Below are 17,530 nucleotides of genomic sequence, written 5' to 3' on the forward strand. Positions count from 1 at the left end.
CTTGGCCCAGTTGGCAGCCGTCTTGTTCTCTCCGAATGCTGAAATAGCCATGCCGAGTCCCCCCGCCGTGACGATGCCCAGACCGTACCCGCTTCCGTGACGGCGTAGACCCCCTTTGCAGCACGCGACGCTAACCACCTGCAATGTGCATGGTCCGCGCCATGCTGAATCGCCCCACTGCACAGGCTGAGTCGCAGGACCTGAGTCGCGACCTCGAGGTCAAGGTCACGCGCCGGCCGTGGAACCCTGCCCTGCACCCCCGGGACAGCAAGGGCCGCTTCATCGAGACCGGCGGCGTGGTGAGGACCTGGGGCGGCAAGCTCGCGCGCGTCATCCGCGCGCTCCCGCACGACCGCATCCTCGTCCAGGACCAGACCGGCCCGGACGAATTCAAGGGCCGCCGGCACACCACCAGTGCCAAGTGGGTCAGCATGGTCGCGCGCCCCGACGGCAGCGCGCCCACCGACGACGAAGAGAAGGTCGCCGAAGAGGACGAGCGGCGCACCCAGGACCCGCGCCGCGGCAACGGCGTTGCCCGCGACGACGACGGCGACCCCAGCACCCCGAACGAGCCGCACGACCAGGACGACAAGGGCCGCCCGATCGGCGACGACGACGGCGACGGCCCGGACGACGATGACGACCAGGACGAGCCCGAGGACGGCGCCCATCCGGTCAACGTCGATGCCCTGCCGAACCGGCAGCACGCCGCCGGGGCCCGGCACAAGGACACCGCCGCCGTACGCCGCCACTTCACGCAGTTCGCCGAGCAGCCCGGCACGAGCCCCGACATGGCCACGTTCCTGCGCTCGGTGGCCCACGACGACGACCTGCAGACCACCCCGTCCGGCCGCCTCGCGATCCTCCGCGACGAGAGGAACGGCCGCTTCTACCTCACGGCAACCGGCACCGGACAGCGCGTCGATGCCGCCGGTGACTTCGACACTGCCCAGGACGCCGCGCGGTTCGCCGAACACCTCGACAAGACCGCCGTCAACGGTCAGCTCACCAAGTTCCAGCAGCCGTTCGACTTCTCCGACCCGCAACTGGACCGGGAAGCCCGCGACTGGCGCTCCACCAAGGGCGAGAACATCCAGGGCGCTATCCAGCGGGCCCGTAAGGAGTTCGACGGCACGGACACCGCCGCAGCCTCCCCGAAGCCCGCACAGGCCCCCTCCTCCACTGCCGCGGACGGACGGCGCTTCACCACCCTGCAGGACGTCCGCGCGCACTGGACTGACCTGCGTACGCGCCTGAGTCAGGACGGCCCCGCGACGCAGAACGTCGTGCGGATTCTGGACACCCTGATCAACGACGACCGGCTCAAGCTCGTAGGTCGTGGGCAGCTCGTCACTCGACGAGACGAAAACGGCGACTGGCTCCTCGTCGCCACCGGTAGCGGCTACACCCTGCGCGGGCAGACCCTGCACCCCCGCTTCGAGTCGCAGGAGGAGGCGCAGGGCTTCGGCCGCTTCCTCGTCGCCTCCGGCATCAAGGGCGAGAATGGCGAGCCGCTGGACATGTCCCGCGGTGCTGTCAGCCGGTGGCGCTCCGAGGACAACCGGTCCTTCAGCGAGGTCGTCGACGAGGCTCTCGCCAAGTGGCAGAGGGAGCGCGGCGGAGACGCCCCGGCCGGACAGAACGCACCAGCGCCGGACGCACCGCAGGCCCAGGACGAGACCGGCGCCCCTGCACAGCCCGAGGCAGAACCCGCACCGGCCCCGGCCATCCCCGAGGGTGCTGAACCCGTCGACGGCGTCGACGGCTACCACTACGTCAACGACGGCGGATCAATCACCCTGTACGGCCCCGACGGACAGATCGCCGCGACCAGCGAGCGCGGCTACCCGCCGAAGGCCAAGATCAACGGCGTCGTCATCCCCATCCCGCAGTACCCGAAGTCAGGTGCTGCAGTCATGGCCCGCGTACATCTCGCCGCGCAGAACCCCAACCAGCGCGATCGGATCACCGCGGCGTGGGTGATGAAGCCGGGTAAGCAGGGTCAGCCAGCCAAGCGGGTCATGGTATTCCGCGGCACCATCAAGGGCGACGAACGGGACTACTCCGCCGTCGGCAAAGTCAAGGCCGTGAAATGGGCCCCGACCATGGGCCCCGTGGGCGCATGGCAGACCCAGGCCAACATGGGCGACGCCACCCGCGACGAGCGGATCGCCGAGGTTCTGGGCAATCTCGTCCGCCAGGGCCGCAGCATCCACGTCACCGACGAGACCGCCGCGGGCAGCCCCAACGCTCCGGCTAACGCCGTCGACGAGACCGAGGCCCTGCGCAAGACGATCGCCGAGGCCGACGACGTCCGCCTCGAACAGATGAAGAACGTCCGGTTCGCGTCTATGTACAGCGGCCGCTCCAGAACCGCCAAGGACCGAGCACGGGCCGAGCACGACCTCATCGACGCTGAGCTGACGCGCCGCCGGGAGAAGCGCGACGAGGCTGCCCTGCAGGACGTCACGTCGCTCAGTGACGACGACATCGCCCACCGCGTCCGGGAGTCGCAGGAAGAACGCGGCATGTACGGCGCCCGCAAGGGCCAGGATGCCAACGACGTCGAGCGTGCCATCTACAGCGAGCGTCGCCGCCGCTCGCAGGCCCTCGTCGACGACGACACCGACCTGACCACGGCCGCCGAGGACGACCTGGCCAAGGCCCGCGAAACCATCGCCGAACGCGTCCGCATGCACCAGGCAGCCGGCGACGACCCCGAGGCCGAGCGCACCATGCGCCAGGCCCTGCAGAACCGGCACGACGCCATCGTCGGTGAGCAGCAGAGCCGCCATGCCCAGAAGATCGCCGACCGGCCGCCGGTCGCCGACCTCACCGACGAGGAACTGTCGCAGGAGTACAACGACTTGCTCCGGCGTGACTTCCGGAAGGCCCCTCCGGAGGCACAGCAGGTCCTCGAGGGCCGCATGGAGGACGTCAAGCGGGAGCGCCGCGACCGCGAGAAACGGGCCATCACCGACCGGGACGCCCCCGAGAACCTGAGCGATGAGGACCTGAAGGCGGAGTACACCGAGCTTCGCCGCACCCGCTCCTCGTACACCGGGACCGACGACGTCAAGGCGGCCCGCAAGGAACGCATGGCCGCGCTGGAGGCCGAGCAGAACCGCCGCAGCGCCACGCCGGAGGTCGAGCAGCTCGTCGCCCGCGTCGACAACCCCGACGACAACGGCATGATCAGCATCGGCGGCGGAAGCGGCTACGGCTACGTCGACTACCGGGACCAGACGCACGGGCACACGACCCGTCAGATCGGGTGGACCTGGGGCAAGCACAGTTGGGGACACTCAGACACCGCCTACCCCTCCCGCGCCGCAGCTCTCGCCGCGATGGTCCAGGCGTACGACAACGACCCCGACACCCGCGGTGAGCGGACCTGGGGCACCAAGCGCCGCGTGTTCGTGCCCAAGATGTTCGTTGAGCTGTACCAGAACGAGCGTCTTCGCGACCGTCTCGCCGACGCCAGCGAGGAACGGCAGTACCTCTACAGCCTGTTCCAGGTCCGGTACGGCTGGGACGACGGCGTGAACCCCCTGGTGCCCAGCAACAAGAAGGGCCACCACATCAAGGGCCGGAACCTGTCCGTGCCCGAGGGCCTCCTCGCCGAGCTGAACCGGGTGACGGAGGAGCTTTCCCGGGACATGTCCGTGCGGGCCACGGACCGGGACGCTGACAGTTCCGACCGGCAGAAGGCCAAGAACCGGCTCGCATCCATCAACGTGGCTCTGCACGGCATCGAGGCGCTGCGCGAGTCAGTCCGCAAGAATGGCGGGGACGACGACCGAAAGGTCATCTCCCGCGAGGAGATCGAGGCACAGCAGGCCGCGCTCCGTGCAGCGCTGGGAGGCGACGATGACGAACATGTTCAGTCCGACGGTCCGGGATCACTGGCGGGCGTACCGGCCCAAGGAGTGGGCGGCGATGACCGATCCGGAGGCGTTCGTGGAGACGAAGGCCAGGGAGATCGAGAGTCAGATTCTGAAGGCCGAGGAGGCGCTGGAGAAGACCGTTCCGGAGCCGACGGACTACGAGGAGCAGGTCGGCCGGCACAAGCAGATCAGGGCGGACGCAACAGCGATGGTCCTGGCGGAGCTTCTGCCGGAGCCGGAGCCCGAGGCGGAGAAGGCGCCGGAGCAGACGCCGATGGAGCAGCACCTGCAGGAGATCAGGGACCTGATGTACGACGCGTAGCGCGGTTCCGGCCTGACCCGGCCGACGCGCCCAAGGGCGCCCGCGCGCGTGCGACGGCCAACGTCGAGGCCATCCGCGTCCTCAAGAAGCTGGAAGCCGAGAACCGGCCGGCCACCGACGAGGAGCGCCGCATCCTCGCCCGCTGGTCCGGCTGGGGCTCGGTACCGATCCTCTTCGCCAACGAGCCGAACGAGAAGGAGCCCCGCTACCAGCAGGGCGGCACCCGGTACGGCAAGTTCGCCAAGGACCACGAGCGGTGGTCCGAGTACAGCGACATTCGCAGCGAGCTGCAGCGCGTGCTCACGCCTGTGGAGTTCCGGCAGGCATCCCGCGGCGTGCTGTCCATGCACTACACGCCGCAGCCCATCGCGGAGGCGATGTGGGAAGGCCTTCGGGCGTTCGGCTTCGAGCGCGGCGACGTCCTTGAAGCCGGCTCCGGCGCGGGCACGTTCTTCGGCGTCGCTCCGAACGGCGCCCGCCTGACCGGCGTCGAACTGGACCCGACCACGGCCCGGATCGCTCAGGCGATCTACCCGCACGCCAACGTTCTCAACGAGTCTTTCGCGGAGACCGATGCCCGGCCGGGCACTTTTGACGCCGCGATCGGCAACGTTCCCTTTGCCCGGGTCCCGTTCGATGACAAGCGGTACCCGGCAGAGAGCCTGCACAACGGCTTCGTCACCAAGGAGATCGCCCTAGTCCGGCCCGGCGGCCTCACCGCCGTCATCACCTCCCGCCAGACCCTCGACTCCAAGGGCGATAAGGCCCGCCGCCAGATGGCCAAGTACGGCGACCTGGTCGGCGCCGTCCGCCTGCCCTCCGGCGTCTTCACCGACGCTGGCACCGGAGTCACCACCGACGTCCTTGTGTTCCGCCGCCGCGAGGACGGCACCGAGCCGGCCGACACGTCATGGCTGGACGCCCCTGAGCGGGACATCAACGGCACTGCGCACCACATCAACGCCTACTTCGACGAACACCCCGAGCACATCCTCGGCACGCTGACCACGCAGTCCGGCCCGTACGGGCCGGAGGTGACCGTCAAGGGTGACCCGGCCAAGGCCGCCGAGCAGCTTCGTGCCGCGCTCGACGACATCGCCACCAAGGCGAAGGCCGACGGCCGCGGCTACGCGCCGCACCCCGACGGCGACAACCGGCCTCCGGTACAGCTCCAGACGGCCCGGGAGAAGCACGCGAACGACTGGACCGGCCGCCTGTACGAGGGCGACGACGGCCAGTTCTACCAGCACGTCAACGGTGCCGAACCGGTCCTGCTGGAGCCCGCCGACGGTAACACCGCCCAGCTTCGCGCCCTCATGCAGCTCCGCGACGTCGCCGCCGAACTGCGCGAACTGGACCGGAAGAACGACGAGGAGGAGCGCGCCGAGGCTCTGCGTGCTCAACTCCGCGACCTGCACGCCGCCTACGTCGCCGAGTACGGCCCCCTGGCCAAGCCGGGCCAGCACCGCACCCAGGGCGGCCGCCCGACGGCCTGGGGCTACTTCCGGGCCGACCCGGACGCCGCGGCGGTCCTCGCTCTGGAACGGTGGGACGCCAACAGGGGTGAGCCCGTCCTCTCCCGCGTCTTCACCGAGCGTGCCGCAGCCCGTCGACAGCCGCTCTCCTCGACCAACGACCCGAAGGCGGCCCTGGCCGCGGTCGTTGCTGCCAAGGGCGAAGTGGACCTCGGCGAGATCGCCCGTCTCCTCGACGTCACCCCGCAGGAGGCGGTGAAGCGCCTCGGTGACGAGGTCTTCACCGACCCGGAGACCGGCCGCCTCGAACTGGCCGGCGCCTACCTGTCCGGCGCTGTCCGCGACAAGCTCGACGCCGCCCGCAAGGCCGCCGAGCGCGACCCGGCGTACGCGGTCAACGTGGCTGCGCTGGAGGCCGTTCAGCCGCCGGACCGCACCATCGGTCAGTTCACCCCGGAGATGGGCGCCCACTGGACGCCCCCGGAGCTTCTGCAGGGCTTCCTGCGCGAGTACCTGGGCGACCGCACACTCCGCGTCGCACATGACGACCGGTACGGCTGGATTCTCAACACCGGCCGCGTGCCCGAGGCCAACAACGTCATGTACGGCGTCCCGGCCGTCGAGCCCGACCCGGATAACGGCATCAAGGGCAACAAGGGCAAGAACGCCGTGGAGATCGCCCGCGCGATCCTCGGCTTCGGCTCGCTGACCGTCTACGAGGACGACAAGCGCAAGGAAGTCGACGAGGCGACCTCACGTCTGATCCGGCAGAAGGCCGACCAGATGCGGGCCGAGTTCGCCAAGTACGCCACGGCGAACGCCGAGCGGCTGAGCGTCCTCACCGACTCGTACAACCGCATCATGAACGGGCACATCGTCCGTTCGTACGAGGGCATGTCGCCCACGCTCGAGGGCTTCACCCCCGATCGGAACCCTCACCCCTGGCAGCGCTCCGGCGCGGCCCGGATGCAGTTCGAGCGGGGCGTGATCCTCGCCCACGAGGTGGGCCTCGGCAAGACGTCCACGCTCGTCATGGGCACCCAGGCCCTCAAGGCGTCCGGGCAGATCGAAAAGCCCATGGCCGTGGTGCCGAACCACCTCGCACGCCAGTGGTACAACGAGGCCCGGTTCCTGTATCCGAACGCCGACATCCACCTGATCACCTCGGCGGACCTGGCCGGCGACCGGCGCGGCAGCACGCTGGAGTGGCTGCGTGCCAATAGGCCGGACCTGGTCATCTTCACTGAAGAGGCGTTCGGCTCGATCAAGATGAGCCCGGAGGCTCAGGACGAGTACGAGTTCCGGGAGCTGGAGGCGCTGCGCGAGCAGCTTGACCGCCAGTACGAGGACGCCGACAACCCGAACCACCCTTTCATCGTCGCGAAGATCGAGCAGCGCATCGCGACGGTCAGCAAGAACATCAACAAGAACGCCGCCCCGATGCGGCGACCGGGTGAGACGTACTGGGACGACCTCGGGTTCGACTACTTCGTCGTCGACGAGGCACACCGGTACAAGGGCGTCGGCTTCCGCTCCAAGGAGGGTGGCGGCGATAAGGCGTCTATCCGCGGCGTCGACCTGCACCAGAAGACGAGCGACCTGCACCGCCGCCGTCAGGGCCGAGCCACGATCACGCTCGCCACCGGTACGCCGCTGTCGAACAGCATCAGCGAGCAGTTCACCATGCTGATGTTCGCGGCACCGTGGGTGCTGGACGCCTACAAGGCGGGCGCCCCCGACTTGTGGGCCAACACCTTCGGCCGCAAGACCCTGCGCATCGAGAACGCCCCAGACGGCTCCGGCCTGCGTGTCGTGGAGCGGTTCTCCGAGTTCCACAACAAGCGCGCCATGAAGACCATGTGGGGCCTGGTCGCGGACACCAAGCGCGGTGACGACGTCGGCATTCCCCGTCCGAAGCTCAAGGGCGGCAAGCCGAACCTGATCATGGTCGACGCGACGGCCGACCAGAAGAAGCGTCTCAAGGGGCTCGTCGCCCGCGGCCGCGCGATCCACAACGGCGAGGTCGACCGCCACCAGGACAACATGCTCGCGGTGTCCAACGAGGGCACGAGCGTGGCCCTGGACCCGCGGCTCATCGACGCCAAGGCTCCGGCCGGCAACAAGCTCAAGGCCGTCGCGGACCGGCACATTGAGCGCTACTTCCAGCACAAGGACCGGGTCTTTCCGGTCGCCCTCGACAGCCTCGTCAATCACCCGGTACCGGGCGCCCTCCAGATGATCTTCCTGAACGAAGGTGTCCCGGGAGGCAAGAACAAGGGCAACTTCGACGCCTACGCCGAGCTCAAGCGGCTCATGGTCGCGGGGGGCATCCCCGCGGACAAGATCGCCTTTGTCCAGGACGCCAAGAAGTCCGGCAAGCCCGAGGACATGACGGAGCTGTTCCGGAAGGCCCGCGAGGGCGAAATCGCGGTCCTCATCGGCTCCAGCGCTGTCGCGGGTACGGGCATGAACGCCCAGGACCGCATGATCTCCCTCTCGCACGTCGACCTCGACTGGGGCGCCGCGCAGATGGAGCAGCGCAACGGCCGCATCCTGCGCTACGGCAACCTGAACCCCGAAGTCGAGATCGACATCTACGCGACCAAGGGCTCCATGGACGGTTGGAAGGCCGGATTTGTCGCCGCCAAGGCCGAGGGCCTGATTGACATTCAGCGGCCGGAGCCGGAAGACGGCGACTCCAGCGACGTCGTCCAGGAGATCGACGGCGCCGAGTTCGACTACGAGACGATGGAAGCCGAGATCGGCGGCAACCCCTACATGAGCCAGCTCATGAAGGCGAAGCGCCGTCTCAAGGACCTGGAGATCGACCAGCACAACGAGGCCGCTGAGCGTATCCGCCGCGCCGAAGCCCTCGATGCGCTGCGCCAGGAATCCCAGGCCACCCGCGACGGCATCCAGCGCCGCGAGCAGGCGCTGCCCCGTATCCAGGAGGCCGACGACCGGTTCCGCATGACCATCGGCGGTTCCCCGTACGGCGAGCGCTCCGACGCCGGCAAGGCCCTGCACCGGCAGATCACTTCCCGCCTCCTGGAGCACAACCGAGAGGGCCTGAGCGACTGGCACATCCTTGGCCAGTTCCGCGGTCTGGACTTCGGCGTCCGTACCGAGAAGACAGCGGACGGCAAGCTCGTCGCGCACGTCGGCTTCCCCGACCTGCGGCACTCCGACTTCGAGCGGACCGTGGAGGACCTGCAGAAGAAGGGCGCCGGATCGGGCATGATCACCCGCCTCGGCAACGCCCTCGACAAGGCGTCCGCGTTGCAGGAGTCGGACCGGGCCAAGGTGCCGGAACTGGACGAGCAGATAGCCCTGCTCCAGTCCGCGCACGCCGCCGCGGACCTCACCCCGCAGATCGACCACGCTCGCAAGCGGTCGAACCTGCTCGAGGAGATCGTCGCCCGCGTCACCAACTTGGACTCGAAGCCGGAGATCGACCCCGACGAACTCGACAAGGAGCGGTACAAGAACAAGGACGACCGCGAGAAGATCGCCAAGGCGCGGCGCGAGGAACGCGAGCCGCTGCAGGCCGCTGTCGACGAGGCCGTCGCGAGCCTGCACCGCTGGGACGAAGAGAACCCGGCACCGGAGCAGGACGATACGGTCCGCCTCTCCGAGGACGAGGTGCGCGAAGCCCTCGCCCGCCTCAGCCCGGAGCCCAGCACCACCCCGCAGACGGACGCCCCGGAGAGCAGCGACCGCAGTTCCACGGACACCGACGTCGACGAGCCGGACGCCGATGAGACGGAGACACCGGACACCACTGGCGTGGGCAGCAGTGACGAGCCGCCGGCCGACACGCCAGCCGCGGATGACACCGACGCCCAGAACGAGGGCCAGGACCAGGACGACGTCGTTCGCCTCTCCCAGGACGAGGTGACCAACACCCTCGCCAGCATCCGGCCGGACGCCGACACGACCGCCACGGATGAGCCGGACGAGCCCCTGCGGTACGCGTGGGACAAGCCCGAGGACTTCGTCACGCTGACCATGCCGGCCGCGCTCGCCGACTTCCTCAACGTCGACGAGACCGCCGCCATGGAGGACCCCGACACCCGGAAGGCCCTCAAGGAGGCCACGCCCGGCCGCCGCGGCACACTCCAGGTGACCGGCCCGATCGAGGTACACCGTGCCCTCCTCCAGTGGGCATGGACGCTCGAGGGTGGCGAAGGCCTTGAGTCCGACCCCAGCGAGGTCCGGGCCTACAAGGCGTACGCCAAGCGCATCGAGGAGGCAGACGCCGACCTGCAGCGCCGTCGCGCCGAGCGGGAGGCCGCGGCCGCCGCGGACACCGACGAGAACAACACCCCGGACTCCGACGGCACGAACGACGGCGGCAGCGACGAGCCGCCGACCGACGTCCCCAGCACGGCTGAGCCGGACGACGAGGACGGCCAGGACCAGAGCACCGGCGAGGACGCGGAGGCCAGCGACACCGTCACCCTGACTCCGGACGAGGTATCCGACCAGCTCGACGCTGTGCGGCCCGAGGGGTCCAAGGCTCCGTCCTCGATGGACGATGGCGAGATCCGCGACGAGATCGTCGACCTGATGGGCCGGGAGATGGCGGATGAGCTGTCCGGCGCGGACCGCACCCGCCTGCAGGTCCTGGAGGCGGAGGAGGCACGACGTGCCGGCCGGGCCCCGAAGCAGGAGCCCAAGCCGAAGCGGACGACCGAGGAGCCCGGAGGACTCTTCGACGTCGACCAGCCCACCACCCAGCAGCCGAGCAGCGCCGCCGACGTCGACAACCCCGAGGACCAGCCCGACGACCTCTTCGGCACGCCGGACATGATCGCCGACGCCGAGGGCCGCAGCACCGAGGGCCTGCGCCCGGCGCGCATGCGCAACCCCGCCGACCTGAAGCAGGGCGACCGGTATACCGACGCAGACGGCCGCACGCACACTGTGTCCGAGCCGCCGGTCAAGACGCCTCGCGGCCGGACCCGACTCGTCACCGACGACGGCGAGGAGCGCTTCTACAACGCCGACGCCCAGGTGCGCCTGCGCTACCCGGACGAGGAGATCCCCGACAACGAGACCGAGCAGCGGTCCACCAACGACGATGCCGACAACGCCCCAGACGTCGACGAACCAGAGACCTCCGAGCCGGACGTCGACGAGCCGGAAGCGACCCCCGACAGCGACCGCAGTAGCACCAAGGACCGTGCCGACCGCATGGCTGGCCTCATCGACCAGGCCACCGACGGGGCAGGCGGTGATGAGCTGCCCGAGGTCGGCGAGGTCCGTGACGCGTTGGGCAGGGCCGAGGACTCCGACGACCCGGACGCTGAGCTGCGTTCCGCCGCCGACCGGCTTGATGACCTCGCGGAGATGTACGAGCTGGGAGGCCCCGACGGAGAGCGCGCCGCGGACCTGTTCCGGCAGGCCGCCCGCATCGCCAGGGGTGAGGACGAGGATGATCGCCGCGGCGACGACAACGACCGCAACGAGGACGACAGCGAAGCCTCCGACGCTACGAACCAGGACTCCGAGGAGGACCAGGCCGACGAGGAACGCCAGCAGCGTCGGAACGGGGAGGCGGACAGCGACGCCGCCGACCCGGACGGCGCCCCCGACGGAGGCGGCGCCGGTACCCCGGACGCTCCCACCGACGACGAGGACAACGACGGCAACCCCGACGATGCGCCCGACAACTCCGACGACGAGCAGGACGAACCGGAGGCCGAGGAAGACGACGACCAGGACGACCGCAACCGCCGTCGTCGCCGTAGGCGTCGCCGCAACGGTGGTGGCGGCAACGGCGGACCTGGTGGTCCCGGCGGGCCCGGCCTGCCGCACCTGAATTTGCCCGACCTCAACACGCCGGACGCCGGAGGCGCCGACGGCAACGGGGACGGTGGAGACGGCCCCGGTACGCGCGGCCCCGGGCGGACCCCGGTGCGGCACCGCGACGTCGATTCGCTGCGCCGCGCCTGGAAGAACGGCGATGGGCTCACCCCTGCCGAGGACACTCCGCAGCGGCGTGCGGCCCTGGCACAGGCGGCCGACCGGGACGGCTTGGCCCTGTCCCCGGGCGGAGGCCTGGTGACGTGGCCCGAACAGCAGGAAGACGGCACCACCTTGTGGCGCTTCGCCCAGGCCCGCAACGGCGCCAACCTGACCGGACTGACCCTGACGACCGACGACCCCGAAGAGGCCCGCGCGCTCTCAGGGCGCTTCGAGCAGATCACCGGTCGCGACGGGCAGCCCTTCGACTGGCAGCAGGCATGGGGCCCGAGCACCGTCCGGCAGTGGCGCGACGGTGAGGGCCGCAACCTGCAGCAGGTGCTCCAGGCCGTCCTCGACGACTTCGAGCAGCAGCGGGCCGCGGCCGCCGAGGAGCCGACGCCGGAACGCAGGGAGCTGCCGGACGACTTCACCGGCCTGGACGACGACGAGCTGGTCGACGCGTGGAACAACGACCTCAGCGACGAAGACCAGATGCGCCTCATGGCGGAGATGGACCGCCGCGACGGCTACACCGACCAGCGCGTTCGTGACGTGCTGCCGGACACCCCACCGGCCGACGCCGAAGAGGCCGAGCGCCGCGCGAAGGCCGTCGACGAAGCCCTCGGCTTTGGGGGCGCCGACGTCCCGCGCGTGCGCCGCACCCGCGAGGACATCATCCGCGCGGAGTTCGCCGACTTCGACGAGGCCCGCTACCAGGCCGCAATCGCCGCCACGAACGGCTACTTCTACGCCCGGAAGTACAAGTACGGCAGCGGCATCAACGAACGAGACCTGTTCTCCGGCGGTGAACTCGCCAAGTTCGGCCGCTGGGAGGAGTACGCCAGCGAGGAACTGAAGGACTGGTACAAGGCCAACGGCGGCCGCATCACGTACAACCAGTTCCGGCAGAACTACCGGGACAACGACCGCCGAGACCGGCAGCAGTTCGAGGAGGAGCAGCGCCGCCAGGCGGAAGCCGGGCAGACCACGGAGCCCACCACCCCGGAGACGGAGCCGTACGACCCGGCCACGCCGCGCTTCGCGGACGAGGCCGGCCTTCGGGATCACATCCGCAGCGGACAGCTCGACGAGGTGCCCGAGGACCAGCGTGGAGACGTGCCCTCAGCCGAGGAACGCGCGAAGATCGCCGACGCCGAGAGCACCCAGCTCTCCGACGGCGGCCGACTGCTCATCTACGGCAACGAGGCCGGTCGCGCCGGCAGCGGCAGCGGGCAGCGGTTCGACGTGGCCCTCCCGGGCAGCCTGCAGCCCCTGTTCCGCAGCGGCTTCCACAGTGCCGAGAGGGCCCGCCAGTACGCCAGCGTCCTCGACGGCATCAAGGAAGCGGACGGCAACCCGTTCCCGTGGGATGCCCCCGACGTCGCCGAGCGCGCCCGCGCGTTCCGGACCACCGACGGCAACCGGCTGTTCGACGAGATCACGGAACGCCTGTACGGCTTCAACGAACTCTACGAGCAGTGGAACAGCGACCGCGGTCAGGCATTGCACCACCGGACGTGGAGCCAGCAGGAAGCCGACTGGAACACCCGCGAGGAGGAGGCCGGCTACTCGATCCCCGTCGATCTGACGGACATCCGCCCCGGTGACGAGATCAGCTTCCCCGTGGCCACGAGCCGCGGGCAGAACACGCGGCCGCAGGACGAGTACGTGGGCACCGTGCACGCCACGGTGACCGGCGAGGGAGAGCCCTTCCGATACCGCTCGCAGTTCTCCGCCTTCGGGAATCCGCAGCTCTACCGGTTCCCGGCCGAAGGCTCCTGGACCAACCAGTACGGGGACCACACCGAGATCGATGCGGCGTTCCCGAACCTGGGTGTCGTCCGCCGCCGCCCGCGGCCCGACGAGGTGTCCAGCACGGGCGACGGCCGCGACGACCGTTCGTCCCGCGCGGACACCCCCCAGACGGAGACGCCGGGCACCGCAACGCCGCCCGTGCGCCGGCAGCCCGCCCCGGACCGCGCCCCCGCGGAGCCGGAGCCCGCCGTACCCTCGGCGCCAGCCGACGAGCTGCAGAGTGAACCCGAGCCCGTGGGCGGTCAGCCCGCGCACTGGGCACGTGTCCGCGACCTGGTGCCGGGCGACATGGTCCGTATGGACGGCCGCACCAGGAACGGCCGCGCCATCACGCGGTCCGGCTACGTCTTCACCGGGCCCGTCGACGTGGAGGTCACTCGCAACGGCCGCACGGAGCGGATGTTGCGCACGTACGTCACGGAGAACCCGGACGGCACCGGCAAGCGCGGCAACGTCTTCACGCCGCTGAACGCCACCGCAGCGCGGGCAGAGGCGCCCGACGACGTGGTGCCTGGCTCTCCGGCCAGCGGCGCCCAGAGCGCCGTTCAGGCGGGCAGCCTGCCGGACCGGGTCCCCGCGGACCGGAACGGCCGGGGCTTGTTCCCGGGCAGCACGGTCACCGGTGTTGACGGGCTACGTACCCGTGAGGGCACCGTCACGGGCGCCACCAACACCACGGTGTCGGTGCGCTGGGACAACGACGACACCGCCGACGGCCTGTCGCCGAACACCCTCACCGTGACCGGTGGCGACCGCCCCGACGGCTGGACCTCGTCCGGGCAGCGCGTCACCCCGCGGCACATCGTGACCGACACCGAGGGCGCGCTCCTCGGACCCGTCGACGAGGTCAACGGCGACCGCGTCACCATCACCACCGCCGAAGGCACCATCACGCGGAGCGCCGGAGACCTCCGCGTCGCCGGCGAAGTGCGCGACGACGCCCCTGGCACCGATCCCGTCACAGGCATCGACGACCCGGCGGCCGCGGACCTCAAGGAGGACGACGTCGTGGTCCTGGACCTCGACGGCACGCCCACCACCGTGGCGGTCACCGGCATCAACCGCGACGGTGACCGCGTCACCATCGACTTCGCCGACACCACCACGGGCGAGATCGGCCAGATCGATGTGGACGCCTCCCAGGTCATCCCCCGGGCCCAGGGCGCCGACGGCACCCCGCCCGAACTCGGGCCGGACGACGCCCCGGACACCCCGGACGACCTGACCGTGCACGAGCCGCCGCACCGCGTCGAGCCCGTCACCGGCCCGACCGTCGACCCCGACCTCACGATGGGCGACCGAGACGTCATCGGTGACCTTGCCGACGGTCCGGACGACGACCCCGACGCCCAGCAGGCCGCCGTACGCATCACGGCCGACCTGCCCGTCACCCCGGAGCAGGCGGCCGCACTCGCCGCGCAACTCCGCGATTCTGCCGACCCCTCGACCCCGGAGGGCCGCGCCGCCCTGCGCGCCGCCAACCACCTGGACCGGGCCATCGGCCGGACCCCTCCGCCCGAACTCAACCGGCCGCGGACGTCGAACGCCGCCCAGGTCGCGGAAGACGACACGATCGCCATCCCCGACAACCAGGGCAACGGCGTGAGCGTCTACCGCGTCCGAGGAGTCGAGGACGGCCCCGGCGGTACGCGCAGCCTCCTCCTGGAAGGTGAGGACGGCCGTACACGCCGCCGTGTCGTCCACGGCGCGATGCCGCTGTGGCAGCTCGGTGAGCCCCAGTCGGACGGCGAGGGCGGGCCGGACGACACCGCCCTCGTCCCGAGCGCCCCGGCTGCGTCGACCCCGGGCCTGCCGCCCTCGGCTGCTCCGCGGGACCCCAACCCGACCCCGCAGTCCGACGCCGACCGGATCGTCGCCGACCACCCCCGAGCGGTCGCCGCGCGCATCATCGACGCTGCGATTGCGGGCACCGAACCGCCCGGCGACATCCACGCGCTTCGTGAGCAGATCGCCCAGCGCCTCACTGCCGAGGCCCTGCGCGATGCACGTCAGGCCGCTCGCCAGGACGCCGTGGCCGCGTTGGACGCCGCGGGCATCACCGGCCGCGACCGGTCCGCAGCGCTGCAGGCCCTCAAGCGGGCACGGCAGAGGGCGCACACCGCGACGGTGCGTGCCGCCCTGCGCACCATCAACGATCTGGAGCCGCTGCCCGACGAGAGCAACGAGGACCTTGCCGCGCGGGCTCGCGACCTCCTCAGCCTCATCCCCGACCAGATGGGAGGCACCCCCAACGGGCCCGACAACGACGGCGATGCAGACGTCGCCCGCACCGTCGCCGGGCACGTCGACGACGCCGTGAACGCGATCATGCAGCAGCTCCAGGCCGCGGGCGTGGACCCGGGCGACGCCGACCGTATCGCCCGCGTCCTCGCTCAGCAGATGAACGGCTCCCGACAGGCCACAGCCCGGCAGATCGCCCGCCGAGTCACGGCCGTGTCCCCGCAGGCCGGCCGCCAGCCGGGTCTGCTCGCCCACATCGTGGCCGCACTCGTCCGTCTCGCCAGGCGCTTCGCAGAACTTGTGCGGGCAGCAGCCCGGAAGATCGCCGAGAAGTACCGCGGTGCACGCGAGCGCCTTCGTCGCCTGCGTGCCTTCCTCGGCCGCCTCGTCCGTCGTGTACGGGAGTGGCCGGAGTCCCGGCGCCTGGCCCGCCTGCACCGTGCCCTCAACCTGCCTGGAGCCGACGGCGAGTCCCTGACGGCCCGGATCTCCCACTGGGCCGGTCTGATGCCGGAGGCCGGTCGCTTCGGCCAGGCTCAGCGCCGTGTCACGTGGTGGAAGCCCACGACGTGGGCCCAGCTTGCCGCCGGGCGACTGCCGGGCCGCAGCGACCGCACTCAGTGGGCGCCGGACCAGGCCGCGGACGGTGGCCCCGGCCTGACCGCGCTCCGCCACCTGGCAGCACTGCGGGCGGCCGGCGGCGACGTCGACCAGGACGTGACCCGCCGTCTGGCCGACGCTCTCGGCGACGACTTCGGCGGCGACCCTCACGGCACACTGCAGCGCGCGGACGACTACGTGGCGCTCACCGAACGCCGCCTCGTCAACCTCCAGGCAGCGCGTACGGGCGGCACCCTGCCCGATGACCCCGACCTCGAGGTCGAGATCACTGCGGCTCGGGCCGAAGCCGCGGCCGCGCGCCGAGAGTGGGCGGACCTGCGGGCCCAATACGCCGCGGCGGTCCCGGACGCGGTCGCGGCGACCCTCGCCGAGATCCGCGACATGGGCCCCGAGGGGAACGCCGGCATCGTCTTCGGACCGGACTCCACGCCGGACGCCGAGCGGGCCGTACGGGGCGTGCAGCGCCTCGTGCCTCGGGCGTGGCTCAACGCCCCGGCCGCGCGCCGCGTGACGGCCGTGGACGGCGACGAGGGCCGCTACGAGCCCGACGGGCAGCGGGTCACCGTTGCCGATCTCGCCGACGACGGGCTGGGCACTGCCGGGCACGCCCTGGCGCAGCACCTTGCCCAGCACCTGGGAGACCTGGACGCCGCCCAGCGCGCGTTCTGGTTCAACCAGACCCACACCGGCCGGCCGGGCGCCCGTCGCATGCGACGCAGCACCCTCAGCCGCATCCTGCGCCGCCAGCAGACGCAACCGGACACCGGTGACACCCTCGCCCGATCCGTTCAGTCGATGTTCAACGGCGACTGGTACCTGGATGACGACCTTCGGGCGTTCCTCCTGGGCCTGCTCGCCACCCGATGAGGAGGTAGCCGTGCCGTTCACCGTCACCGGCGCGTTCGACGACGGGGCGACCTACAGCGTGCAGGTCACCGGGCGGGCCGACCGCCCCGCCATCGGGTCGTATCGGGCGGTAGCCCTCGTGGAACTACACCTAGGCGAGACCATCGCCCTGTCCCCGACCGGCCCCGTGCGGACCGTAGTCGGGAACAACAAGGAATCCGTCCTCGCGGTACTCAGAAAATACACCAATATACTTGAGGAGAGTGGAGCCGCCCCGAGGCGAGCGGACTTGCCGAGGAGCTAATCCCGGAGCTTGCCTAGTCGAATTAGGCAATATCGCGATCGGGCTATGC

At 70.6% G+C, this 17,530-nt stretch carries 2 protein-coding genes; both read left to right on the top strand.

The window, feature by feature from the left end; genetic code table 11:
* Positions 1-161 precede the first annotated feature (161 nt).
* The gene (locus ACFXOM_RS28405) at positions 162-17,198 is read left to right on the top strand and encodes a hypothetical protein (protein WP_385039999.1); all 17,037 of its coding nucleotides are present in this window, start codon (positions 162-164) and stop codon (positions 17,196-17,198) included.
* A gap of 10 nt (positions 17,199-17,208) precedes the next feature.
* Positions 17,209-17,481, top strand: coding sequence for a hypothetical protein (locus ACFXOM_RS28410; RefSeq protein ID WP_385040002.1), 273 nt, complete (start codon positions 17,209-17,211; stop codon positions 17,479-17,481).
* Positions 17,482-17,530 lie beyond the last annotated feature (49 nt).

The sequence above is a fragment of the Streptomyces sp. NPDC059169 genome (assembly GCF_042755225.1).
Taxonomy (GTDB): Bacteria; Actinomycetota; Actinomycetes; order Streptomycetales; family Streptomycetaceae; genus Streptomyces.

Bases quoted from the DNA above. Each gene is read 5' to 3' on its own strand.
- ACFXOM_RS28405 (WP_385039999.1), top strand. From the start codon at position 162: ATGCTGAATCGCCCCACTGCACAGGCTGAGTCGCAGGACCTGAGTCGC.